Origin of the sequence: Nocardioides daphniae (assembly GCF_004777465.1) — a bacterium.
GTDB lineage: Bacteria > Actinomycetota > Actinomycetes > Propionibacteriales > Nocardioidaceae > Nocardioides > Nocardioides daphniae.
Genome location: NZ_CP038462.1, coordinates 2638913 through 2662531 on the forward strand (window position 1 = coordinate 2638913; position 23619 = coordinate 2662531).

A 23619-nucleotide genomic window follows, 5' to 3' on the forward strand; every position below is an offset into this window, starting at 1 on the left:
CACGACGCGGCCGCGTTCCACTGCCAGTTCGGGATCGAGCCGATCAGCGGTGACGGGACCCCGGAGGTCAACGAGTACGCCGTCGCACCTGGGTGCTGCGCTGGGGTTGTCGACCGACTCGGCGAAGAAGCTGTTCGGGCACGCCCTCGAGCTCGCACACCGACTGCCGCGGCTGTGGGCACGGGTCACCGCGGGCGAGGTCCCGGTGTGGCGAGCCCGGCTCGTGGCCGAAGCCACGATCCATGCCTACCCCGCGCTGCCGGCCGAGGGCGTCGCCTGGATCGACACCCAGGTCGCCCCGTTCATCGAGAAGATGGGCCGCGCCGCGATCGACCGGCTCATCGAACGAGCCATGAAGCTCTACGGCCTCGCCACGGACCAAGATGACGACGTGCCTTCGGACAGCCGGCACGTGACGATCGTCGGCGAGCGGGACCCGTTCGCGCAGACGATGCAGGTCCACGCAGAGCTCGACATCGCCGACGCCCTCGACCTGGAGCAGGCCGTCGCCGCGGGTGCCGCGGGGTTGAAGGCCGCCGGCTGCGAGGAGTCGTTGGACGTACGCCGCTCCCTCGCCCTCGGCGAGCTGGCTCGGCACCAGACTGCGCTCGACCTCGCCGGCGCAGGTGCCTCGGACGACATCGTCGAGCGGACCACCGCGCGCCGTGTCGACCTGCACCTGCACTTCACCGCAGGCCTTGAGCCGGACGAGTCGCTCTCGTTCGGAGCGACGGGGCAGCTGGAGAACCGCCAGCGGCTGATCCTCTTGGAGCAGGTCCGCCGCTGGGCCGGCACCAGCCACACCGATGTTCGGATCCTCCGGTCGTCGACCTGAACGCCTCGCTCTCGTCCGAGAGCTACGCACCCTCCGACCGGCTCCGGCGCCAGGTCCAGCTGCGTGACGAGACCTGCGTCTTCCCGCACTGCACCCGCCCCAGCCGACGCTGCGACGTCGACCACGTAGTCCCGTTCGACCACGACGCCGCGGGTGAAGGCCGACCACAACCCGGGCCAACGCTCACCGAGAATCTTGCGACGCTCTGCCGGAGCCACCATCGGTTGAAGACCCACACCGCCTGGCAACTGGAATCGCCAGCCAACGGGGTCTTCGGGTGGACCTCACCGCACGGGCAACGTTTCCGGCGCGACCGGCACGGCACCACCGATCTGAGCGGCGTTCCAACGCCGACCCTTGCGTGACCCGGAGCCCTTCACGCCACCCACACACACTTCGCACCTGATCCTCACCACCTCGTGCGGGGAGTCCGCGACGCTCCCGCCATGGGACACCACTCCGCCGCCGATCGGCTGCTGCACAGGCTCGCCCTGACCTCGCTCACCCTTGCCTGGCTGGCGTGGGGTCACGGCCTGTTCGTCGCGCCCCGGTCGTACGAGCTCGTCACCCGGATGCCGATCGAGGAGTGGCGTGCCGCCGCGGACCTCACGACGATGTTCCCCTTCTGGGTCGCCTCGCTGATCGTGCTGGCGTACGTCCCGCTCGCGGCGCTGGAGCTGATCCCGGTCGGCGTGACCGCGGTCGTCTCCAGCCTGACCGCCTGGCACCTCTGGACGCAGGGGGACGAAACCACCTTCCTCGTGCGTCCGGGCCTGGAGCCACCACTCGTCATCGCGACCGCGCTGGCCGCAGCCGCCGGCGGCCTCGCGGCCGCCGCGGTCCTGTGGGCCGTCGTACGAAGTGGGTGGCGGTCCGGGCAGACGCTGGGTGCGCTGCCGCAGCGCGGCCCGGTGCGGCTCGCGTCACTGCTGGTGGTGGCGGCCTGGGTGGGGATCGCCGTCGTCGCCCAGCTCGCACCCCGCGTGCGACTCGCCCCCGAGGACGACATCGAGCCCGGGACGGCCTTCGGGATCACCGTCCTGGTGCACTTGCCGTTCATCCTGGCCACGCTGTGGATCGTCCCCACCTGCGTCCTCGGTGCTGCTGGACGGATGCCCCCGATCGGCGTCGCACTGAACGCTGTCGCGCTCCTCGTGGCGTCGCTCTGGGTCAGGTCTGTGTCGCCACAGCTCCACGAGCTCATCCCCACCCTCCGGTACCCCTGGAGGTGGGCATGGCTGTGGCGGTGCTGGCCCTTCTGCTCCTGCTCGCGGGAAGGAATCCCGGGGACGCGCGGGTTGCCCCGCGGCCCCGGTGAGGTCAGAAGCCGAGCTTCGGCCGCGGGTTCGCCGCGGCCTCACGCACCGACGCGCCCTTGGCGTGCGCGGCGTCGCGCAGCGACACCTGGAAGTCGAGCATCTTCTGGGTCAGCTCGGCGTCACCCGTGGCGAGGATGCGGGCGGCCAACAGTCCGGCGTTGCGGGCGTTGCCGATCGAGACCGTCGCCACCGGCACGCCCGCGGGCATCTGCACGATGGAGAGCAGCGAGTCCATGCCGTCGAGGTACTTCAGCGGCACCGGGACGCCGATGACCGGCAGCGGCGTCAGCGACGCCAGCATCCCGGGGAGGTGGGCGGCACCACCGGCACCGGCGATGATCACCTCGAGTCCACGGCCGTGGGCCTCGCGGCCGTAGGCCACCATCTCCTCCGGCATCCGGTGCGCGGAGACCACGTCGGCCTCGTACGCGATGCCGAACTCCTTGAGCGCCTCGGCAGCGGCCATCATCGTGGGCCAGTCGGAGTCCGACCCCATGACGATGCCGACGCGCGGCTGGCCGCCCGGCGTGCTGACCGGCGTGCTGACGGGTGCGGTCTCACTCACTGTGGTCTCCCAGGTCTCCGCGGAACCAGGCCGCCGCGTGGCGGGCCCGCTCCAGGGTGTCGTCGAGGTCGTCGCCGAAGGCGTTCACGTGTCCGACCTTGCGGCCGGGCCTCCAGTCCTTGCCGTACAGGTGCACCTTGAGGTGCGGGTCGCGCGCCATCACGTGCGGGAAGCCGTCGTACAGCCGTCCGGCGTCGTCGGGCCCACCGAGGATGTTGACCATCACCGACCACTTCGCGCGCGGCTCGGGCGAGCCCAGCGGCAGGTCCATCACGGCCCGCAGGTGGTTCTCGAACTGCGAGGTCACCGCCCCGTCCTGGGTCCAGTGGCCGGTGTTGTGCGGACGCATCGCCAGCTCGTTGACCAGCACCCGTCCGTCGGTGGTCTCGAAGAGCTCCACCGCCAGGATGCCGGTCACGTCGAGGGCACCCGCCACCGTGAGCGCGATCTGCTGGGCGCGTCCGGCCAGCTCGGGGTCGAGGTCGGGGGCCGGGGCGACGACCTCGGCGCAGACACCGTCGACCTGCAGCGTCGCGACGACGGGATACGCAGCGGCCTGGCCGCTGGGCGAACGCGCCACGATCGCGGACAGCTCACGGCGGAAGTCGACGAGCTCCTCGGCCAGCACCTGCACACCGCTCTCGGCAGCGACGGCGAAGGCCTCCGCGGCGTCGTCAGCGCTGCGTACGACCCAGACACCCTTGCCGTCGTAGCCACCACGCGTCGTCTTCAGCACGCACGGGAAGCCGAACGCCTCCACCTCGGCCACGTCGGTGACCAGGGCGTTGCGCGGGCACGGCACGTCGAGCTCGGCCAGCTTGGCGCGCATCACGCCCTTGTCCTGGGCGTGCACGAGGGCACCCGGCCCGGGGCGCACGGCGACGCCGTCGGCCTCCAGGGCGTGCAGGTGCTCGGTCGGCACGTGCTCGTGGTCGAAGGTGACGACCGCACAGCCCGCCGTGATCCGGCGCAACGCGTCGAGGTCGCGGTAGTCGCCCACCTCGTGGTCGACGATCACCTGGGCGGCGGAGACACCCTCACCCTCCGCGAGCAGACGCAGCGGCAGGCCGAGGGCGATGGCCGGCTGGGCCATCATCCGGGCCAGCTGACCGCCACCGATGACAGCGAGGGTGGGCGCAAGCGGTTCGGGCACGGGAGAACCCTAGCCGCCCGGGTCGCGCTACTGGCTGCCCACCTCGAAGCGCAGACCGCGCCCACGGACGGTGCTGATCAGGCTCGGGTTGCGGCTGTCGTCGCCGAGCTTGCGACGCACCCAGCCGAGGTGGACGTCGATGGTCTTCGACGACGTGTAGAACGTCGCGCCCCACACCCCACGCATGAGCTCGTCACGGGTGACGACCTCACCGGGGCTCTTGATGAGGGCGTGCAACAGGTCGAACTCCATACGGGAGAGCTGCACTTCCTCGCCCCGCCGCCACACCTTGCGGGCAACGGGATCAACCGCTACATCCTGTACCTGGATCACATCTCGAAAGGTAGAGAAACCCGACGCGCACGGTGACCGGAATGCGCAACCACGGTGCGTGGTCCAGACCGCCGGGGCCGGGGCCGGGAGAGGTCAGCGGCGGCTGACCGCCAGCGGCTCGACGATGCCGAAGCCCCGCACCGGGCGCGCCGGGAGGCGCCGGGTGATGAAGATGTCCGGCAGCAGCTCGGCGGTCGGCGCGTCCACGATGATCCGGTTGCGGCGGGCCACCGCGGTCAGGCGCGCGGCCATGTTGACCGGCGGCCCGAAGACGTCACCCATGCGGGTCACGACCGAGCCCGACGAGATCCCGACGCGTACGTCCGGCATCCGCGGGTCACGCCCGATCACCCGGATGATCCCCTCACCGATCTCGATGGCCGCCGCAGCGGTCGGCACCACGAAGAGGATGGCGTCACCGATCGACTTGATCACCCGGCCACCGGCCGTGGAGACCACGTCGTGGCACCGGGCCTCGAAGACCTCGACCAGGTCACCGATCCCTCGTCGTCGAGGGTGTTGCTGAGCGCGGTGAAGCTGACGATGTCGGCGAACCCGACGCTCACGTGGGTGGTGTGCAGGTCCTCCTCGTTGGCGCCCAGCGCCTCCATCCGCGACACCGCCGCCGACAGGTGCCGGCGCCACGCGTAGATGAGGAGCTCCTCGAAGGCCGGGTTGACCTCCTCGACCATGCGGTGCGCGTTGGACATGCGCGAGCCGCCGTCCTCCGCGGCGGCCAGCTGCTCGACGCGGTTGACCAGGATCGCGACCTCCCAGTCGGCGAGCTTGGACATGGTCTGCCCCAGCGCCCGGGTGACGGCCACGGCCATGTCGAAGTCGAGGGTGCCGGAGTCGACGGTGGAGAAGATCTTCAGCACCGCGTCGACGTCGCCGCGGGTGAACGCGTTCTCGTTGTCGACCTCGGGGAAGCCCAGCGCACGCCACAGGCGGCGGATCTGGGCGACGGTGACGCCGGCCTCCGAGGCGACGTCCAGCGCGGAGAGCTCCTGGTGCTCCCCGAGGATCGACTCGGCCAGCTCGTCGCGGCTCGGTCGGCGCTCAGGCACCGTCGTCGCCCCGCTCCAGACGGTGCAGCTCGTCGGCGACCTTCAGCTGGACCTCCTCGACGCGCGGGATGTCGTGGACCTCGACCCGCCCGTCGGCGCTGGCGTCGCTGACGATCAGCGTTCCGCAGCCGAAGAGCCGGTCGATGACGCCGATCTCGAAGTCGACGCCGCTGATCCGGTTGAGCGGGATCGTGCGGCCCTCCTTGGCGATGAAGCCGGAGCGCGCGATGAAGCGGCGGTTGGTGAAGGTGTAGGTCGTGGTCAGCCAGTCGATCAGCGGACGCACGAACCACCACAGCACGACGACGGCGGCCACGACGCCGACCAGGATCCCCAGCACGGTGCCGGCGGTGCCGGTCGGGGCGACGAAGCCGACCCCCACGACCGCGGCGACGACGACCACGAGCAGGAGCACCGGCCCGATCAGCGCCTTGGCGTGCGATCGGGTGTGGACGACGACGTGCTCGCCCTCGTTGAGGAGCTTCTCAGGGATGGCCACGCAGTGAATCCTCTCACTCCCCACCCCGGCGCCGTGCGCTCACGTCGCCGGTCGGACGTGCACCACGTCACCGGCGTGCGCGGTGAAGGTGCCCTCGCCGGTGCTGAGCACCAGCGCGCCGTACTGGTCGAGGTCCAGCACCTCACCTCGTACGGTCTCCCCACCCGGCAGGTGGACGTCGACCGTGCGCCCCACCGTGGAGCAGACGTCGACGTACGCAGCCCGCAGGACGTCGGGCTGCTCGAGCAGCGGCAGCAGCGCCCGGAAGGAGCCCAGGAACTGCACCAGCAGGTCGCCGCGGTCGAAGGTCTCCCCCAGCTCGACGCGCAACGAGGTGGCGGTCTCGGTCGGCAGGTCGTCGAGCCCCTGGTTGACGTTGAGCCCGACGCCGATGATCGCGGCCGGCCCCTCGGGGGTCTCGATCCGCTCGACCAGGATGCCGGAGATCTTGTGGTCGCCGACGAGTACGTCGTTGGGCCACTTCAGCATCACCTCGGGGATCCGGTCGGCCAGCGCCGCGTGCAGGGCGTAGCCGGTCAGCAGCGGGATCCAGGTCCAGGCGGTGATCGGCAGGTCGGGGCGCAGCACGATCGAGAAGGTCAGCCCGAGCCCGGGCCGGGCCTCCCAGACCCGGTCGAGCCGACCGCGTCCGGCGGTCTGGTGCTCGGCCACGACGACCAGGCCCTCGGGGGCGCCGGCGCGGGCGCGCTCGGCGGCCAGCGCGTTGGTCGACCCGGTCTCCTCGACGATCTCGACGTGGAGGGGCGCGGGCAGCGTGAGGAACTGCTCGGGATCGAGGGCTGGGCGCGGTGCGGATGCGTCGGACATGGGCATTAGATTGGCCTAGTTGCGCGTCGGACACACCTCCGACCCGCGGCACGAGCGTGGGGGAAGACCCCCTGCCCGTGCAGACCGCCCAGCACAGCCGAGGAGACCTGACCGGTGAGCGCCGAGAAGAACGAACAGCCCGAGATCGACATCCACACCACCGCGGGCAAGCTCGCGGACCTTGAGCGACGCATCGACGAGGCCGTCCACGCCGGATCTGCCAAGGCCGTCGAGAAGCAGCACGCCAAGGGTCGCAAGACCGCCCGCGAGCGCATCGAGCTGCTCTTCGACGAGGGCTCCTTCGTCGAGATCGACGAGCTGGCCCGCCACCGCTCCACCGCCTTCGGCCTGGAGAAGACCCGCCCCTACGGCGACGGCGTCGTCACCGGCTACGGCACGGTCAACGGCCGCCAGGTCTGCGTCTTCTCCCAGGACTTCACCGTCTTCGGTGGCTCGCTGGGCGAGGTCTACGGCGAGAAGATCACGAAGATCATGGACCTGGCCATCAAGACCGGCTCCCCGATCATCGGCATCAACGAGGGCGCCGGCGCCCGCATCCAGGAGGGTGTCGTCTCGCTGGGTCTCTACGGCGAGATCTTCAAGCGCAACGTCCACAACTCCGGCGTCATCCCCCAGATCAGCCTGATCATGGGCAACTGCGCCGGTGGCCACGTCTACTCGCCGGCCGTCACCGACTTCACGATCATGGTCGACCAGACCTCGGCGATGTTCATCACCGGTCCCGACGTCATCAAGACCGTCACCGGCGAGGACGTCTCCATGGAGGAGCTCGGTGGTGCGCGCACGCACAACACCAAGTCGGGCAACGCCCACTACATGGCCTCCGACGAGGAGGACGCGATCGAGTACGTCAAGGCGCTGCTCAGCTACCTGCCGCAGAACAACCTCGACGAGCTCCCGACGTACGACGAGGTCGCCGACCTCGAGCTGACCGACCTGGACCGCTCGCTCGACACGATCATCCCGGACTCGCCGAACCAGCCCTACGACATGCACGACGTCATCAAGGCCGTCGTCGACGACGAGGACTTCCTCGAGGTCCAGGAGCTCTTCGCGCCCAACATCATCGTCGGCTTCGGCCGGGCCGAGGGCTCGCCGGTCGGCGTCGTCGCCAACCAGCCGATGCAGTTCGCCGGCACGCTCGACATCGACGCCTCCGAGAAGGCCGCCCGCTTCGTGCGCTTCTGCGACGCCTTCAACATCCCGGTGCTGACCTTCGTCGACGTGCCCGGCTTCCTGCCCGGCACCGACCAGGAGTGGACCGGCATCATCCGCCGCGGCGCCAAGCTGATCTACGCCTACGCCGAGGCCACCGTCCCGCTGATCACCACGATCACCCGCAAGGCCTACGGCGGCGCCTACGACGTCATGGGCTCCAAGCACCTCGGCGCCGACATGAACATCGCGTGGCCCACCGCGCAGATCGCCGTCATGGGTGCCCAGGGCGCGGCCAACATCGTGCACCGCAAGACCCTCAAGAAGGTCGAGGACGAGGGCGGTGACGTCGAGGCGAAGCGTGCCGAGCTGATCGACGAGTACGAGACCACGCTGGCCAACCCGTACGTCGCCGCCGAGCGTGGCTACGTCGACGTGGTGATCCCGCCGCACGAGACCCGTGCCGAGATCGTTCGCGCGCTGCGCCTGCTCAAGTCGAAGCGGGAAACCCTCCCGGCCAAGAAGCACGGGAACATCCCGCTCTGATGGCTGACGAGACCCCCGACAGCACGGAGACCCCCGCCACCGCGGCGCCTGCCGCCCCGGTGCTGCGAGTCGTCAACCCCGACGCCACGCCGGAGGAGATCGCCGCACTGGTGGCCGTCTTCTCCGCCATGGGCGGTGGCCAGGCGCCCGCGCCGAAGCGCCCCCGCTCCCAGTGGTCGGCCCCCGAGCGCAGCGCCCGCCGCACCCTGCCCCACGGCCTGGGTGGGTGGCGCGCCAGCGCCATGCCGCGCTGATCCACCCCTGCTCCACCCACGTCGCCGGTCCGCTCCCTGCGGGCCGGCGACGTGGCATTTCCGCCTCGGCGGCTCCGCACTAGGCTCGCGGCGTGACTGAGCAGAACCTCTCGCAGACCTCGCGTCCCGTGGACGCCCTCAGCGACGCCTACGTCGACGACTACGCCGCGCTCGACCCGGTCGCCGCCACCTACTTCGGCGTCGAGGGCCACGACCACGCGCTCACCGACCTCTCCCCCGAGGGCTTCGACGCCCGCGACGAGCTGGCGGCACGGGCGTACGCCGCGGTCGAGGCCGCGTCGCCGACCGACGCCCGCGAGGCCGTCGCCCGCGACGCCTTCCTGGAGCGGCTGGGCCTGCAGCGGGCGCTGTCCAGGGCCGGCTACGAGCGCAGCGACTTCTCCGTGATCAGCAGCGGCCTGCACAGCATCCGCGAGGTCTTCGACCTGATGCCGACCGAGGGTGAGGAGGCGTGGGCGACCATCGCTGCACGGCTGGAGGCGATCCCCGAGACCCTCACCGGCTACCGGGTCACGCTGGGCGACGAGGCGGCCAAGGGCCGGGTCGCGGCGGCGCGCCAGTACACCGAGGTCGCGGCCCAGGTCGAGCGCTGGACGGGGCAGGTCGGCACGGGAGGCGACTTCTTCGCCGGCCTCGTCGCCCGCAGCGAGGCGTCGGGCACGCTGCGTACGCGGCTGGAGGCGGCGGCCAGCCGGGCCTCGCGCGCCTTCGCCGACTTCGGCCTCTTCCTCGACGACGAGATGGCGCCGCAGGGCCGCACCAACGAGGCCGTGGGTCGTGAGCACTACGCACTGGCCTCGCAGGCCTTCCTCGGCGCGCGGATCGACCTCGAGGAGACGTACGCCTGGGGCTGGACGGAGCTCAAGCGGATCAGCGACGACATGGCCGCCACCGCCGACCGGATCCTGCCGGGCGCCACGCTGACCGAGGCCGTCGCGGCGCTCGACGCCGACCCGGCGCGGCGGATCGAGGGGCGCGAGCCCTTCCGCCAGTGGATGCAGGAGCTGGCCGACCGCACCGTCGCCGAGCTGGCCGACGTGCACTTCGACATCCCCGAGCCGATCCGCCGCATCGAGTGCTGCCTGGCGCCGACCAACGACGGCGGCATCTACTACACCGGCCCGTCGGAGGACTTCTCCCGCCCCGGCCGGATGTGGTGGTCGGTGCCCGACGGCATCGACTCCTTCACGCCGTGGCGCGAGGTCACCACCGTCTTCCACGAGGGCGTGCCGGGCCACCACCTCCAGGTCGGGCAGGCGGCCTACCGCGCCGACAAGCTCAACCGCTGGCAGCGCACCATGTGCTGGGTCTCCGGCCACGGCGAGGGCTGGGCCCTGTACGCCGAGCGGCTGATGGACGACCTCGGCCACCTGGCCGACCCCGCCGACCGGCTCGGGATGCTCGACGGCCAGGCCCTGCGCGCCGCCCGCGTCATCGTCGACATCGGCATGCACCTCGAGTTGGAGATCCCCCGCGACAACCCGTTCGGCTTCCACCCGGGCGAGCGCTGGACACCGGCCCTGGGCCTGGAGTTCATGCGCCAGCACTCCCAGATGGACGACCCGACGCTGGTCTTCGAGGTCAACCGCTACCTCGGGTGGCCGGGCCAGGCGCCCTCCTACAAGGTCGGCGAGCGGATCTGGCTCGAGGCCCGCGACGAGGCGCGCGCCCGCGCCGGGGACGCCTTCGACCTCAAGCAGTTCCACCGCGACGCCCTCGACCTGGGCTCGCTGGGCCTCGACCCGCTGCGCGCAGCGCTGGCCCAGCTGTGAGCGCCCCGTTCGTCCTGGCCTCGGCGTCGGAGGCCAGGCTCAAGACCCTGCGCACGGCCGGCATCGAGCCCGTCGTCATCGTCTCCGGCGTCGACGAGGAGCAGCTCGGCGACCTCTCCCCCGTCCCGCTCGCGGAGGCGTTGGGCGAGCTCAAGTGCCGCGCCGTGCTCGACCACGCCGACGTGCCCGCCGGGGCGCTGGTGCTCGGCTGCGACTCGGTGCTCGAGCTCGACGGGGAGGCGTTGGGCAAGCCCGGCTCCGCCGAGGTCGCCCGCGAGCGGTGGCAGGCGATGCGCGGGCGCTCCGGCGTGCTGCACACCGGCCACGCGCTCGCCGACACCGCCACCGGGCGGGTGCTCACCCGGGTCGCGAGCACGACCGTGCACTTCGCCGACGTGAGCGACGCCGAGGTCGACGCCTACGTCGCCACCGGCGAGCCGCTGTGGGTGGCCGGCGCCTTCACGCTGGAGGGGTACGCCGCCGCGTTCATCAGCGGCATCGAGGGCGACCCGCACAACGTCGTCGGCGTGAGCCTGCCCGTCGTACGTCTGATGGTCGCCGAGCTCGGCCACTCCTGGACCGAACTGTGGAACCGCGGCTGACGCTCGCTGCGCGACGGCAGCGGCGTCAGGAGGCGGTGTCAGGAGGCGGTGTCAGGAGGCGGTGTCGGGAGCGGTGTCGTACGACGTGGGCGCCAGCTTCGGGAAGACGTACTGGCGCAGCAGCAGGAAACGCACCGCCGTGCCGGCCCCCAGGCCGAGCACGTTGGCGGCGATGTTGTCGGAGAGCGGGTCGTCGAGCTGCAGCACCGCGCGGCTGAACCACAGGAACGCCATCGGGATCAGCATCGTGACGAGGTTGATCACCACGAACGCCGTGCGACCCCCGTCGGGGTGGCGGACGTCGCGGGTGCGGAACGCCCAGTCGCGGGTGCCGCGGAAGCTGACGACCATGCCGACCAGGTTGGCCAGGACGTAGGCCAGCTGAGGCTGGTCGTTCAGCGGCGGGTCGACGTCGGGCGACCAACCATGGACGAGGGCATTGAAGAGCACGAACGCCACCGCAGTGGCGACAGCACCGACGGTCAGGAACTTGCTCAGTTCGGCCGCGAGGCGTCGGCTGCGCATGGAGGGGATGCTATCCGCACACCATGGCAGCCGACGACTTGCCTATCGTTCGTCAGGTCGAGCGACCCGGACGCGGGTCACTCCACCGGCAGGCCGAGGCCGCGGGCGATCAGCATGCGCTGCACCTCCGAAGTGCCCTCGCCGATCTCGAGGACCTTGGCGTCGCGGTAGAAGCGCGCCACCGGGTACTCCTCCATGAAGCCGTAGCCACCGAAGACCTGGGTGGCGATGCGCGTGGCCGTCACGGCCGACTCGGTCGAGTAGAGCTTGGCCACCGCGGCGGCCTGCTTGAACTCGGCCACCATCGCGGTGGAGAGCTGGCCGCCACCGACCACCACGGCGTCCATCCGGTCCTTGAGCGCGGCGGCGCGGTAGGTCAGCAGGCGCGAGGCGTCGAGCATGACCTGGAGGTCGGAGATCTGGAAGGCGACGCCCTGCTTGCGACCGATCGGGCCGCCGAAGGTCTGGCGCTCGCCCGCGTAGGTGAGCGACATGTCCAGGCAGGCCTGGATGCAGCCGACGGCCAGGGCGGCGATGGCCACGCGGCCGTCGTCGAGCGTGGCCAGGAACTGCGCATAGCCGCGGCCCCGCTCGCCGAGCAGGTGCGACTCCGGGACCCGGGCGTCGACGAAGGTCAGCGGGTGGGTGTCGGAGGCGTGCCAGCCGAGCTTGTCGTAGCCCTTCTCGGCGGTGAAGCCGGGCGTGCCCGACGGCAGCATGATCGTCGAGATCTCCGGGCGACCGTCGGCGCGCTCGCCGGTGCGGGCCGTGACGGTGACCACCGAGGTGATCGCGGAGCCCGAGTTGGTGATGAACTGCTTGGCGCCGTTGACGACCCACTCGCCGTCGACGAGCTCTGCCTTCGTACGCGTGGCACCGGCGTCGGAGCCCGCGCCCGGCTCGGTGAGGCCGAAGCCGGCGAGCTGCTGCCCGGCGACGAGGTCGGGCAGCCAGGTCTGCTTCTGCTCGTCGGTGCCGTAGGTCAGGATCGGGTTGATGCCCAGGCCCACCGCGGCCTCGAGGGTGATGCCCATGGCCTGGTCGACGCGACCGATCTCCTCGATCGCCAGGCAGAGGCTGGTGAAGCCGCCGTCCTCGCCGGCCAGGCCGGCACCGCCGAACTCCTCCGGCGCCGTGAGGCCCATCAGCCCGAGCGCGCCCATCTTCTGCACGACGTCGGTCGGGAAGTGGTGCTCGCGGTCCCACTGGGCGATGTGGGGAGCGATCTCGGCCTCGGCGAAGTCGCGGACGGTGCGGCGGAACTCTTCGTGCTCACGGGACAACTCGTAGGTCATGCAGGTCACACTAACCCGAGAGGTTAGTGATTGTTAACCACTTCCGAGGGACTGGATCGACCAACCTCAGGACCTCGTCGTCCGGAGCCACGGGCCGGGCTTAAAGTAGGAAAGCCTTACCTCCATCGAAGGACGTCGCATGCACTCTCGGTCCCCCCAGCGCCTAGCCGCCACGCTCGCCTCCCTGGCCCTCACCGCGGGCCTGCTCGCGGGGTGCAGCGACGAGCCCGACCTGGTCGTCTACAACGCCCAGCACCAGGAGCTGCTCGAGGAGATCGTGCCGATCTTCGAGGAGGAGACCGGCCTCGACGTCGAGCTGCGCAACGGCAAGGACCTCGAGCTGGCCAACCAGCTGGTGGCCGAGGGCGACGGCTCACCCGCCGACGTCTTCCTCACCGAGAACTCCCCCGCGATGAGCATCGTCGACAACGCCGACCTCTTCGCCCCCGTCTCCGACGCCGCGAAGGCCCCGATCCCGGAGCAGTACGTGCCCTCCTCGGGCAACTGGACCGGCTTCATCGCCCGCTCCACGGTGGTCATGTACAACACCGACCAGGCCAAGGCCGCCGACATGCCCGCCTCGATCCTCGACTTCGCGAAGCCCGAGTGGAAGGGACGGATCTCCTTCTCCCCCACCGGCGCCGACTTCCAGGCCATCGTGAGCGCCGTCCTCGAGCTCGAGGGCGAGGAGGCCACCCGCACCTGGCTGGCCGGGCTCAAGGCCAACGGCGTCGAGCTGCAGAACAACCTCGTCGTGCTCAAGTCGGTCAACTCCGGCGAGGTCGAGGCCGGCATCGCCTACCACTACTACTGGTACCGCGACCAGGCCGAGGCCGGCGAGAACTCCGACAGCTCCGCCCTGCACTTCTTCGGCGACCAGGACCCCGGCGCCTTCCTCAGCGTCTCCGGCGCGGGCGTCCTGAAGTCGAGCAAGAACCAGGACGACGCCCAGAAGTTCGTCGAGTTCCTCACCGGACCGCAGGGCCAGAAGGCGATGGCGGAGTCCTACGCCCTCGAGTACCCGCTCAACCCGGAGGCCTCCCTGCCGGCCGAGGTGAAGCCGTTCGACGAGCTCGAGCCGCCGACCGTCGACGTCGCGTCGCTCAACGGCCCAGCCGTGGTCGACCTGATGACGGAGGCCGGACTCCTCTGAGCGCCACCCCGCGTACGTCCCTCGCGCGCCCCACCTCCGGGGCCACGCGGACGTTCTCCTTCGCCCACGTCGCCGGGCTGGTCGTCGCACTGCTGACGCTCATCCCGCTCGGCTACGTCGTCGCGTCCGCGGTCGCGACCGGGCCGGTGGAGGCGTACGAGCTCCTCGTACGACCGCGCATCGGCGAGCTGCTGCGCAACACCATCGGCCTGACGGTGGCGACCATGGCCTCGACCGCCGCCCTCGGCGTCACGCTGGGCTGGGTCGTCGAGCGCACGGACGTACGCGGCGCCCGGTGGCTGCACGCCCTGCTGGTGGCACCGCTGGCGGTGCCGGCCTTCGTCAACAGCTATGCGTGGATCTCGCTGAACCCCTCGGTGGTCGGCTTCTGGGGCAGCTGGCTGGTCATCACGCTCTCGTACTACCCCCTGGTCTACCTGCCCGTGGTGGCGACGCTGCGCGGCCTCGACCCCGCGCTCGAGGAGACCGCCTGGGCGCTGGGCCACTCGCGCCTGCGCAGCTTCGCGACCGTCGTGCTGCCGCAGCTGCGCCCCGCCCTCCTCGGCGGCGTGCTGCTGGTCGGCCTGCACCTGCTGGCTGAGTTCGGCGCGCTGCAGCTGCTGCGCTTCCCGACCTTCACCACCGCGATCTACGACCAGTACGGCTCCACCTACAACGGCTCGGCAGCGCCGATGCTGGCGAGCGTGCTCGTGCTCCTGTGCCTCCTGCTGCTGGTCGGCGAGCTGCGGCTGCGGGGGCAGCGCCGCTTCGCCCGGCTCGGCGGTGGCGTGGCCCGCCGCTCCGAGCCCGTACGCCTGGGCCCGCTGCGCTGGCCCGCGACCCTGGCCACCGTCGTCCTGGTCGCCCTCGCGGTCGGCGTCCCGGCGTACTCGTTGCTGCACTGGCTGCGGGTCGGCTCCTCGACCGAGTTCCCGCTGGACGAGATCGGCGCTGCGGTCGCCTCGACGGTCGCACTGGCCGCGGCCGGTGCGGTGGCCGCCACTCTGTGCGCGCTGCCGGTGGCGTGGCTCGCCGTGCGGGTCCGTGGCCGCTGGGCCACGCTGGTCGAGCGCAGCAGCTACGTCGCCAACGCCCTGCCCGGCATCGTCGTGGGCCTGGCCCTGGTCACCGTCTCGCTGCGCGTCGTACCGCCGCTCTACCAGACCGCCGGACTGCTGGTCCTGGCCTACGTCATCCTCTTCCTCCCCCGCGCCACCGTCTCGGTGCGCGCAGGCCTCGAGCAGGCCCCGGTGCTGCTCGACGACGTCGCCGCCTCGCTGGGCCACAGCCGCCTCGCGGTCCTGCGCCGGGTGACCCTGCCGCTGATCGCCCCCAGCCTCGGCGCCGGCGCTGCCCTGGTCTTCCTGGCCGTCTCCACCGAGCTCACCGCCACCCTGATGCTCTCCCCCATCGGCACCAGCACCCTGGCGACCGAGTTCTGGTCGGCCTCCTCCGACATGCGCTACGGCGCGGCCGCTCCCTACGCCCTGCTGCTGGTGCTGATCTCGATCCCCGCCACGCTGCTGCTGATCCGCGAAAGAAGGCACGAGTCGTGACCACCCTGCACCTGCGCGGCGTCTCCAAGTCGTTCGGCACCGTCGAGGCCGTCAAGGAGCTCACCCTGACGGTCCCGCACCAGTCGCTCACCGCGGTGCTCGGCCCCTCGGGCTGCGGCAAGACGACCTTGCTGCGGCTGATCGCCGGCTTCCTGCGCCCCGACGCCGGCGAGATCGCCTTCGACGACCGCGTCGTCGCCGGGCCGTCGACCTGGGTCGCTCCCCAACAGCGCCGCGTCGGCTACCTGCCGCAGGAGGGGGCGCTCTTCCCCCACCTCGACGTGGCCGCCAACATCGGCTTCGGGCTGTCGCGCGCGGAGCGGACGCCGGCCCGGATCGCCGAGCTGCTCGACCTCGTGGAGCTGCCGCACGCGATGGCCTCGCGCCAGCCGCACGAGCTCTCCGGCGGCCAGCAGCAGCGGGTCTCCCTGGCCCGCGCGATGGCGCCGCGCCCCCACCTGGTGCTGCTCGACGAGCCCTTCTCGGCGCTCGACACCGGACTGCGGGAGACCACCGGTCGGGCCGTGGTCCGCGCACTGCGGGCCGCCGGCGCCACCGGGCTGCTCATCACCCACGACCAGAACGAGGCCATGAGCCTCTCCGACCAGGTCGCGACCATGCGGGCCGGGCGGCTGGTGCAGGCGGCGACCCCGTTCGAGACGTACGCCTTCCCTGCCGACGCCGAGGTCGCCCGCTTCGTCGGGGGCGCCAACGTGGTCGCCGGCACCGCCGACGGCGGCACGGTGACCTGCCCGCTCGGCGCGCTCGCGACCGAGTCGCCCGTGACCGGCGAGGTGCGGGCCGTGGTCCGGCCCGAGCAGGTCGAGCTGACGCCTGCGCAACCCGACTCCGACGTGGCCGCGGTGGCCACCGTGCTCGAGGTCAGCTACTACGGCCACGACGCTGCCGTACGCCTGTCCCACGGCGAGGGCGAGCTGCTCGCCCGGGTCAACGGCACCGAGGTCCCGCGCGTCGGCGACCGGGTGGCGGTCCGCGTGCGGGGCCCGGTGCACACCATCCCCGCCTGAGCGGGAGCGTGCTCGGTCTGATCCGTGACGCAACTTCTTAGGCAAGGCTTTCCTCATCTAGGCTGTGCCCATGGACGCCCTTCTGTGCGGACGGGCGCTGCGGCTCGGGCAGCACGACGACGCTGTCGCCGTGCTCGACGCCGGCGGCACGCAGCTGACCCATGCCGAGCTTGCCGACCTCGTCGCCCGACGCGCGGCGTCGTGGGGACCGGCCCGACGCCTCGTCCTGATCGAGGGCGGCAACCGCCTCGACGCCCTGGTCGCCCACCTGGCCGCAGTGGAGCACGGGCACGTCTCCCTGCTCGTCCCGCCGCGCGACCCGGCAGCCGCCAGGCATCCGCTCGCGACGGCGTACGACGTCGACATCGAGTGCAGCGAGGCCGGTGACGTGGTGCACCGCGACACCTCCACCCACGACCTGCACCCCGACCTGGCGATGCTGTCGAGCACCTCCGGCTCGACGGGCTCACCCAAGCTGGTCCGGCTCTCGGCAACCAACCTGACCGCCAACGCGGAGTCGATCGCCGACTACCTCGGCCTCGGCGACGGCGACCGCGCGCTCACCAGCCTGCCGCTGCACTACTGCTACGGCCTCTCGGTGGTCCACAGCCACCTGCTCGCCGGCGGCGCACTCGTGCTCACCGAGGCCAGCGTGGTGGACGAGGAGTTCTGGGCCGTGGCGCGACGCCACCGCGCCACCTCGTTCGCGGGGGTGCCCCACACGTTTCGACCTGCTTTCCACTGCTGGGTTTCGACGCGCGCCGCCCCGCGTCCCTGCGCCAGGTCACCCAGGCTGGCGGGCGGATGGCGCCCGAGCGGGTCGTCGAGTGGGCCGAGCGCGGGCAGCGACAGGGCTGGGACCTGGTCGTCATGTACGGCCAGACCGAGGCCACCGCGCGGATGGCCTGGCTGCCGCCGGAGCTCGCGACCACGCACCCGACGGCGATCGGTCTCCCCGTGCCCGGAGGACACCTGCGCCTGGAGCCGGTCTCGGAGAGCGACGACCCGGAGGTCGGCGAGCTCGTCTACACCGGCCCCAACGTGATGATGGGCTACGCCACAACCCCGGCCGACCTCGCCCGGGGCGCCGAGCTGGCCGGCTGCGCACCGGCGACCTCGGTCGCCAGCGCGACGGGCTCTTCGAGGTCGTCGGCCGGCGCAGCCGCTTCGCCAAGCTCTTCGGGCTCAGGCTCGACCTCGGCACGGTCGAGGCGGCGCTCGAGGCGCGCGGGACCCCCGCGGAGATGGTCGCCACCGACCAGCACCTGCACGCCTTCGTCACCTCACCCGGCAGCCCCGCTCACGGCGGCGTGGCCGAGGCCGTCGCGGAGATCTGCCACGTGCCGCCGCACGCCGTACGTGTGCACCACCTCGCCGCGCTCCCCCGCACGGCCAACGGCAAGGTCGACCGCGGCGCACTCGCACGCCTGGCCGCCCTCGACGCCGACGCGCTGCCGCCGACGCTCACCTCCGACGCGCCGCTCACGCCGGAGCAGTGGATCGTGCAAGCCGCCGCCGAGGTCCTCGGGCGCGACGACGCCGACCCGCTCGACTCCTTCGTGGGGCTGGGCGGCGACTCGCTGTCTTACGTCGAGCTCGCCGTGCAGCTCGAGGACCGCTTCGGCCGGGACCTGCCCGCGCAGTGGCACATCCTGAGCTTCGGCGAGCTCGCCGAGCAGCTCGCCCCGACCGAGGCCCCTACGACGACCCCCGCCGCGGAAGCGGTCGCCGAACCGGCCCAGGCACGGCTCGACACCACCATCACGCTGCGCGCCCTGGCGATCGTCGCGATCGTCGCCAGCCACGTCGACCTCGTCGACTGGCAGGGCGGCGCCCACCTCCTGCTCGCCGTGGCGGGCTTCAACTTCGCGCGCTTCCAGCTGGGCTCGGCCATACGGGCCACCCGGATCCGGCACGGACTGACCACGCTGGGCCTGCTGCTGCTCCCTGCCGTCATCTGGGTCGGCGCCGTGGCCACGCGCCCGGGTGGCTACGACGCCACGACCGTGCTGATGCTCAACGGGGCGCTGGGGTCCGCCACCTGGGACGTGCGCTGGCAGCTGTGGTTCCTCGAGGCGCTCGTCTGGATCATGCTGGGGGCGGTGGCCCTGGTCGCGGTGCCGGCGCTCCACCGCTGGGAGCGCCGCTCCCCCTTCGGCTTCGCGCTCGCGGTGCTGGCTGCCGCCGCCCTCGTACGCCTGCTCCGCGTCGGCGTGGAGGCCGGCGACCTGGAGCGCTACACGACCGGTGTCGTCGCCTTCTTCTTCGCCCTCGGCTGGCTCGCGGCGCGCGCGGACACCACGGCGCGCCGTCTGCTGGTCACCGTGCTGGCCGCCGCGCTGACCGTCGGCTTCTTCGGCGACCTGGCCCGCGAGGCGGTCGTCGTCGCCGGCATCGCGCTGGTCATCTGGGCGCCCCGACTGCCCGTGCCGCGACCGGTCGCGGCGACGGTGGGCCGGGTCACGGCACCGCTCGCGACGTACTCGCTCTTCGTCTACCTCACGCACTGGCAGGTCTACCCGCCGTTGGAGGACGCCGGGCACCCGTGGCTGGCGCTGGTCGCCTCCTTCGCCGTCGGGATCGCGTACGGCGTGGCGATGCGCCCGCTGCAACGGCGCCTCGCGTCGTGGCTCTCCCGGAGCGCCCCTCGGCGGGTCCCTGCGGAGCCCTCCCGGCGGCCCGCGTCCGGGGAGAGGACCGGGGTCGGCCAAGGCCTCCGGGGCAGGTAATCTCAGATAGTTCGACGCCAGTGCCATGGCACCAACCACCAGGAGTGTCCGAGTGAGCTTGCAGAAGGTCCTCATCGCCAACCGAGGCGAGATCGCCGTCCGGGTGATCCGCGCCGCGAAGGACGCCGGGATCGCCTCCGTCGCGGTCTACGCCGACCCCGACCGCGACGCCCTCTTCGTCCGCCTGGCCGACGAGGCACACGCCCTCGGCGGCTCGACGCCGGCCGAGTCCTACCTCGACATCGAGAAGATCATCGCGGTCGCCAAGAAGTCGGGTGCCGACTCGGTGCACCCGGGCTACGGCTTCCTCGCCGAGAACGCCCAGTTCGCCCAGGCCGTCCTCGACGCCGGGCTGATCTGGATCGGCCCCTCCCCCGAGGCGATCGACGCCCTCGGCGACAAGGCCAAGGCCAAGCACATCGCCCAGAAGGCGAACGCCCCGCTGGCCCCCGGCACCAAGGACCCCGTCGAGAACGCCGACGAGGTCGTCGCGCTGGCCAAGGAGTTCGGCCTGCCGATCGCCATCAAGGCGGTCTACGGCGGTGGCGGTCGCGGCCTCAAGGTCGCCCGCACGCTGGAGGAGATCCCCGAGCTCTTCGAGTCGGCCACCCGTGAGGCCGTCGGCGCCTTCGGCCGCGGCGAGTGCCTGGTCGAGAAGTTCCTCGACCGCCCCCGCCACGTCGAGACCCAGTGCCTGGCCGACCAGCACGGCAACGTCGTCGTCGTCTCGACCCGCGACTGCTCGCTCCAGCGCCGCCACCAGAAGGTCGTCGAGGAGGCCCCCGCGCCGTTCCTGACCGACGAGCAGGTCGCGCGCCTCTACGAGTCCTCGAAGGCCATCCTCAAGGAGGCCGGCTACGTCGGCGCCGGCACCTGCGAGTTCCTCGTGGCCGCCGACGGCACCATCTCGTTCCTCGAGGTCAACACCCGCCTCCAGGTGGAGCACTGCGTCTCCGAGGAGGTCACCGGCATCGACCTGGTGCAGGAGATGTTCCGCATCGCCGCGGGCGAGGAGCTGGGCTACGACGACCCCGAGATCAAGGGTCACTCGATCGAGTTCCGCATCAACGCCGAGGACGCTGGCCGCAACTTCATGCCGGCTCCGGGCACCCTCACCGAGTGGGCCCCGCCGAGCGGCCCCGGCATCCGCCTGGACTCCGGCTACGAGAAGGGCGAGACCATTCCGGGCGCCTTCGACTCGCTGGTCGCCAAGCTGATCGTGAGCGGCAAGGACCGTACCCAGGCGATCGCCCGCTCCAAGCGCGCGCTGAGCGAGTTCAAGGTCGACGGCATGCCGACGATCATCCCCTTCTTCGAGAAGGTCCTCGACGAGCCGGCCTACGTCGGCGCCTCGAACAAGTCCGGCGAGGGCTCCTTCGACGTCTACACGACGTGGATCGAGACCGACTTCGTCAACGACATCGAGCCCTTCGGCGGCGAGGCGGGCGAGACCGAGGAGGCGGGCGAGCGCCAGAAGGTCACCGTCGAGGTCGACGGTCGTCGCCTCGAGGTCGTCCTCCCGGCCGGCCTGGGTGGCCTCGGCGGCGGTGGCTCCACCGGTGCCGCCAAGAAGCCGAAGCGCGCCGCGAAGAAGGCCGGCTCGGCCGTCTCCGGTGACGCCGTCGCCTCCCCGATGCAGGGCACCATCGTGAAGATCGCCGTGGAGGAGGGCCAGGAGGTCGCCGAGGGCGACGTCGTGGTCGTGCTCGAGGCGATGAAGATGGAGCAGCCGCTCAAGGCCCACAAGGCCGGCACCGTGACCGGCCTGTCGGCCGAGGTCGGCGCCACCGTCGGCAACGGCGAGGTCATCTGCGAGCTCAAGGACTGACGTACGTCCGTCCCGACGAGGGCCGTCTCCTGCGGGAGGCGGCCCTCGTCCCATTTGTCCGCAACTGTGGAGTTGATGCGGCAACACGCCGAGAGCACCGCATCAACTCCAGGGTTCCGGGAAGGCGTACCAGACACATAGCGAGCACTCACTCTCTATGTTAGGTTCTCCCGCGTGCCAGCACTCCCCACCGCCCCGCGTCGTACGCAGGCACAACGGCGCGACGCCACGATCGGCCGACTCCTGGCCGCCACCGTCGACTGCCTGAACGACCGGGGGTACGCCGGCACCACCACCGCCGCGGTCTGCGCCGAGGCCGGCGTCAGCCAGGGTGCACTCTTCCGCCACTTCCCCACCCGGATGGCGCTGCTCGTCGCCACCGCCGAGCACGTGGCCGAGGCCAACGTGGCGGCGTTCCGCGACGTCGTCGACGAGCCGGTCGCCGACGTCGAGCAGCTGACCCGCGTCCTGGGCCACCTGCGCAGCATCGTGCTGTCACGCGCCAACCAGACCTGGCGCGAGCTGCTGGTCGCGGCGCGCTCCGACGCGGCGCTGCGCGAGGCCATGCTCCCGGCGCGTCAGGCCTTCCAGGCGCAGATGCTCACCACTGCCGGCGACCTGTGGGGCGACCTGCTGCCCGACGAGGAGCGCGCTCCCCTGCTCAGCCTCGTCGTCAACTTCCTCGACGGCCTCGCCTTCTCCACCCTCGACCCCGCCTCGGAGCCGGGCGCTCCCGGCCGCACCGTCGACGCGGCGCTGGCCCTGCTCGCCCAGATGATCGTCCACCGCTACGTGCCCGACACCCCGCAGGAGACCCCATGAGCACCGACCACAGCGACTTCACCCCGACGTCATCGTCGTCGGCGCCGGGCTGGCGGGTCTGGTGGCCACGCACGAGCTGGCGAAGGCCGGCAAGAGGGTGCTCGTCCTCGACCAGGAGAACCGCAAGAACCTCGGCGGTCAGGCCCACTGGTCGCTCGGTGGGCTGCTCTTCATCGACTCCCCCGAGCAGCGCCGGATGGGCATCAAGGACTCGGTCGAGCTGGCCACCCAGGACTGGATGGGCAGCGCCCAGTTCGACCGGCTCGGCGACGGCACCGACGGCCCGGACCGCGGCGAGGACTTCTGGCCGCAGCGGTGGGCGCAGGCCTACCTGGAGTTCGCGCACGAGACCAAGCGCGACTACCTGCACGACCTCGGTCTCAAGTCGCTCCCCTTCGTCGGCTGGGCCGAGCGCGGCGACGGGCGCGCCGACGGCCACGGCAACTCGGTCCCCCGGTTCCACATCACCTGGGGCACCGGACCTGAGGTCGTCCGCGTCTTCCTCGAGCCGGTCGAGGCGGCCGAGCAGCGCGGCCTCGTCCGCTTCGCCTTCCGCCACCAGGCCGACGAGCTGCTCACCGAGGGCGGTGCGGTCGTCGGCGTACGCGGCACCGTGCTCGCGCCGGACGACTCCGAGCGCGGCGTGAAGTCCAACCGCGACGCCGTGGGCGACTTCGAGCTGCGCGCGGGCGCCGTCGTGGTCACCTCCGGCGGCATCGGCCACAACCACGAGCTGATGCGCCAGAACTGGCCGACCGAGCGCGTGGGCCCGGCCCCGCGCCACATGATCAGCGGCGTCCCCGCCCACGTCGACGGCCGGATGCTGGCGATCACCGAGTCGGCCGGCGCCACCATCGTCAACCGCGACCGGATGTGGGCCTACGTCGAGGGCATCCACAACTGGGACCCGGTCTGGCCCGACCACGCCATCCGCATCCTGCCCGGGCCGTCGTCGATGTGGTTCGACGCCCACGGCAACCGGCTCAAGGGCATGTCCGGCGTGCCCGGAGCCGACTCGATCGGCTCGATGAAGCAGATCCTGGCGACCGGCCACGACTACTCGTGGTTCATCCTCACCCAGTCGATCATCGAGAAGGAGTTCGCGCTCTCCGGCTCCGAGCAGAACCCGGACATGACCGGCAAGGACATCAAGTTCCTGCTGCAGTCACGTCTGGCCAAGGGGGCGCCGGGCCCCGTCGAGGACTTCAAGCAGCACGGCGAGGACTTCGTGGTCGCCGACAACCTGGCCGACCTGGTCGCCGGGATGAACAAGATCACCCGCGGCCCCGAGCTCGACCTCGCCCAGGTCGAGCGCCAGGTCGTCGCCCGCGACCGCGAGCTCGGCAACGACTTCGGCAAGGACGTGCAGCTGATGGTGATGGCCAACGCGCGCCGCTCCCGCACCGACAAGCTGGTCCGGGTGGCCAAGCCGCACCGCATCCTCGACCCCGCCCACGGCCCGCTCATCGCGGTGCGCCTCAACATCCTGTCGCGCAAGAGCCTGGGTGGCCTGGAGACCAACCTCGACAGCCAGTGCGTCGCCGCTGACGGCACGCCGATCCCGGGCCTGTACGCCGCGGGCGAGGTCGCCGGTTTCGGTGGCGGCGGGGTGCACGGCTACAACGCCCTCGAGGGGACGTTCCTCGGCGGCTGCATCTTCTCCGGGCGTGCCGCCGGGCTGGCGCTCGCGCGGGGCTGAGCCCTACCTCTGCT

The 23619-nt window shown here is 71.6% G+C and carries 22 protein-coding genes and 2 pseudogenes; 14 read left to right on the plus strand and 10 right to left on the minus strand.

Annotated features, from left to right (window positions below):
* Positions 1 to 49: 49 nt before the first annotated feature.
* The gene (locus E2C04_RS12980) at positions 50 to 835 is read left to right on the plus strand and encodes a hypothetical protein (protein WP_135832910.1); all 786 of its coding nucleotides are present in this window, start codon (positions 50 to 52) and stop codon (positions 833 to 835) included.
* A 526-nt stretch (positions 836 to 1361) separates the two neighbouring features.
* Here E2C04_RS12980 and E2C04_RS12985 read toward each other — a convergent pair.
* From E2C04_RS12985 to E2C04_RS13015, 8 genes are all read right to left on the minus strand, one after another.
* Positions 1362 to 1904, minus strand: coding sequence for a hypothetical protein (locus E2C04_RS12985; protein ID WP_135832911.1), 543 nt, complete (start codon positions 1902 to 1904; stop codon positions 1362 to 1364).
* Positions 1905 to 2155: 251 nt separating this feature from the next.
* Positions 2156 to 2719 (minus strand): 5-(carboxyamino)imidazole ribonucleotide mutase, encoded by a 564-nt coding sequence (gene purE / locus E2C04_RS12990; protein ID WP_268234042.1) that lies wholly within the window; start codon positions 2717 to 2719, stop codon positions 2156 to 2158.
* The gene (locus E2C04_RS12995) at positions 2712 to 3872 is read right to left on the minus strand and encodes a 5-(carboxyamino)imidazole ribonucleotide synthase (RefSeq protein WP_135832912.1); all 1161 of its coding nucleotides are present in this window, start codon (positions 3870 to 3872) and stop codon (positions 2712 to 2714) included. The genes purE and E2C04_RS12995 overlap by 8 nt, the downstream gene beginning before the upstream one ends.
* A 27-nt stretch (positions 3873 to 3899) precedes the next feature.
* Entirely contained in the window at positions 3900 to 4139 is a 240-nt protein-coding gene (locus E2C04_RS13000) for a winged helix-turn-helix domain-containing protein (RefSeq protein ID WP_229721660.1), read from the minus strand.
* A gap of 159 nt (positions 4140 to 4298) precedes the next feature.
* Complete coding sequence (locus E2C04_RS20100) at positions 4299 to 4664, minus strand: adenylate/guanylate cyclase domain-containing protein (RefSeq protein ID WP_238694284.1); 366 nt, start codon at positions 4662 to 4664, stop codon at positions 4299 to 4301.
* The gene (locus E2C04_RS13005; protein WP_238694285.1) at positions 4637 to 5272 is read right to left on the minus strand and encodes an adenylate cyclase regulatory domain-containing protein; all 636 of its coding nucleotides are present in this window, start codon (positions 5270 to 5272) and stop codon (positions 4637 to 4639) included. Before E2C04_RS13005 ends, E2C04_RS20100 begins: the two co-directional genes overlap by 28 nt.
* Positions 5265 to 5771 carry a PH domain-containing protein gene (locus tag E2C04_RS13010; protein WP_135832914.1) on the minus strand — a complete coding sequence of 169 codons (507 nt, stop codon included), beginning with the start codon at positions 5769 to 5771 and terminating at the stop codon, positions 5265 to 5267. The genes E2C04_RS13005 and E2C04_RS13010 overlap by 8 nt, the downstream gene beginning before the upstream one ends.
* Before the next feature lie 39 nt (positions 5772 to 5810).
* Entirely contained in the window at positions 5811 to 6599 is a 789-nt protein-coding gene (locus tag E2C04_RS13015) for a biotin--[acetyl-CoA-carboxylase] ligase (protein ID WP_135832915.1), read from the minus strand.
* A 114-nt stretch (positions 6600 to 6713) separates the two neighbouring features.
* On the opposite strand from E2C04_RS13015, the gene E2C04_RS13020 reads away from it, so the two are divergent.
* The 4 genes from E2C04_RS13020 to E2C04_RS13035 all read left to right on the plus strand — a co-directional run bounded on the left by E2C04_RS13020 (position 6714) and on the right by E2C04_RS13035 (position 10970).
* Positions 6714 to 8321: an acyl-CoA carboxylase subunit beta gene (locus E2C04_RS13020; protein WP_135832916.1), complete on the plus strand. Its 1608-nt coding sequence runs from the start codon at positions 6714 to 6716 to the stop codon at positions 8319 to 8321.
* Positions 8321 to 8575, plus strand: coding sequence for an acyl-CoA carboxylase subunit epsilon (locus tag E2C04_RS13025; RefSeq protein ID WP_135832917.1), 255 nt, complete (start codon positions 8321 to 8323; stop codon positions 8573 to 8575). Before E2C04_RS13020 ends, E2C04_RS13025 begins: the two co-directional genes overlap by 1 nt.
* A gap of 92 nt (positions 8576 to 8667) precedes the next feature.
* Positions 8668 to 10368, plus strand: coding sequence for a DUF885 domain-containing protein (locus E2C04_RS13030; RefSeq protein ID WP_188422230.1), 1701 nt, complete (start codon positions 8668 to 8670; stop codon positions 10366 to 10368).
* Positions 10365 to 10970 carry a Maf family protein gene (locus E2C04_RS13035; RefSeq protein WP_135832918.1) on the plus strand — a complete coding sequence of 202 codons (606 nt, stop codon included), beginning with the start codon at positions 10365 to 10367 and terminating at the stop codon, positions 10968 to 10970. The genes E2C04_RS13030 and E2C04_RS13035 overlap by 4 nt, the downstream gene beginning before the upstream one ends.
* A gap of 51 nt (positions 10971 to 11021) precedes the next feature.
* Here E2C04_RS13035 and E2C04_RS13040 read toward each other — a convergent pair whose 3' ends face one another.
* Together E2C04_RS13040 and E2C04_RS13045 are read right to left on the minus strand one after the other, a co-directional pair.
* Positions 11022 to 11495, minus strand: a complete 474-nt coding sequence (locus E2C04_RS13040; RefSeq protein ID WP_135832919.1) for a GtrA family protein — start codon at positions 11493 to 11495, stop codon at positions 11022 to 11024.
* Positions 11496 to 11572: 77 nt separating this feature from the next.
* Positions 11573 to 12790, minus strand: a complete 1218-nt coding sequence (locus E2C04_RS13045) for an acyl-CoA dehydrogenase family protein (protein ID WP_135832920.1) — start codon at positions 12788 to 12790, stop codon at positions 11573 to 11575.
* Positions 12791 to 12929: 139 nt separating this feature from the next.
* Between E2C04_RS13045 and E2C04_RS13050 the strand changes: the two genes are divergently transcribed.
* From E2C04_RS13050 to E2C04_RS13085, 9 genes and pseudogenes are all read left to right on the plus strand, one after another.
* Entirely contained in the window at positions 12930 to 13943 is a 1014-nt protein-coding gene (locus E2C04_RS13050) for an iron ABC transporter substrate-binding protein (protein ID WP_135832921.1), read from the plus strand.
* Positions 13944 to 14089: 146 nt separating this feature from the next.
* The gene (locus E2C04_RS13055; protein ID WP_202977793.1) at positions 14090 to 15499 is read left to right on the plus strand and encodes an ABC transporter permease; all 1410 of its coding nucleotides are present in this window, start codon (positions 14090 to 14092) and stop codon (positions 15497 to 15499) included.
* Positions 15496 to 16527: an ABC transporter ATP-binding protein gene (locus E2C04_RS13060; RefSeq protein ID WP_135832922.1), complete on the plus strand. Its 1032-nt coding sequence runs from the start codon at positions 15496 to 15498 to the stop codon at positions 16525 to 16527. The genes E2C04_RS13055 and E2C04_RS13060 overlap by 4 nt, the downstream gene beginning before the upstream one ends.
* A gap of 436 nt (positions 16528 to 16963) precedes the next feature.
* Positions 16964 to 17200 (plus strand): annotated as a pseudogene (locus E2C04_RS21035) (AMP-binding protein); the annotation flags it as partial.
* Between the two features lie 131 nt (positions 17201 to 17331).
* Positions 17332 to 17523: pseudogene (locus E2C04_RS21040) on the plus strand (hypothetical protein); the annotation flags it as partial.
* A 248-nt stretch (positions 17524 to 17771) separates the two neighbouring features.
* A complete protein-coding gene (locus E2C04_RS13070) occupies positions 17772 to 19256 on the plus strand; it encodes an acyltransferase family protein (protein ID WP_135832924.1) in 1485 nt (494 codons plus the stop codon).
* A gap of 25 nt (positions 19257 to 19281) precedes the next feature.
* On the plus strand, positions 19282 to 21084 hold the full coding sequence (locus tag E2C04_RS13075) for an acetyl/propionyl/methylcrotonyl-CoA carboxylase subunit alpha (protein ID WP_135832925.1): 1803 nt from the start codon (positions 19282 to 19284) through the stop codon (positions 21082 to 21084).
* 174 nt (positions 21085 to 21258) lie between these two features.
* Positions 21259 to 21906 (plus strand): TetR/AcrR family transcriptional regulator, encoded by a 648-nt coding sequence (locus E2C04_RS13080; RefSeq protein ID WP_135832926.1) that lies wholly within the window; start codon positions 21259 to 21261, stop codon positions 21904 to 21906.
* 31 nt (positions 21907 to 21937) lie between these two features.
* Positions 21938 to 23605 (plus strand): FAD-binding dehydrogenase, encoded by a 1668-nt coding sequence (locus E2C04_RS13085; protein ID WP_135832927.1) that lies wholly within the window; start codon positions 21938 to 21940, stop codon positions 23603 to 23605.
* Positions 23606 to 23619 lie beyond the last annotated feature (14 nt).

What these genes read in the sequence shown, in the direction of transcription:
- E2C04_RS13015 (WP_135832915.1), bottom strand. Translation starts at nt 6,599, where the DNA reads ATGTCCGACGCATCCGCACCGCGCCCAGCCCTCGATCCCGAGCAGTTC.
- E2C04_RS13025 (WP_135832917.1), top strand. Translation starts at nt 8,321, where the DNA reads ATGGCTGACGAGACCCCCGACAGCACGGAGACCCCCGCCACCGCGGCG.
- E2C04_RS13040 (WP_135832919.1), bottom strand. Translation starts at nt 11,495, where the DNA reads ATGCGCAGCCGACGCCTCGCGGCCGAACTGAGCAAGTTCCTGACCGTC.
- E2C04_RS13045 (WP_135832920.1), bottom strand. Translation starts at nt 12,790, where the DNA reads ATGACCTACGAGTTGTCCCGTGAGCACGAAGAGTTCCGCCGCACCGTC.
- E2C04_RS13050 (WP_135832921.1), top strand. Translation starts at nt 12,930, where the DNA reads ATGCACTCTCGGTCCCCCCAGCGCCTAGCCGCCACGCTCGCCTCCCTG.
- E2C04_RS13070 (WP_135832924.1), top strand. Translation starts at nt 17,772, where the DNA reads ATGGTCGCCACCGACCAGCACCTGCACGCCTTCGTCACCTCACCCGGC.
- E2C04_RS13075 (WP_135832925.1), top strand. Translation starts at nt 19,282, where the DNA reads ATGGCACCAACCACCAGGAGTGTCCGAGTGAGCTTGCAGAAGGTCCTC.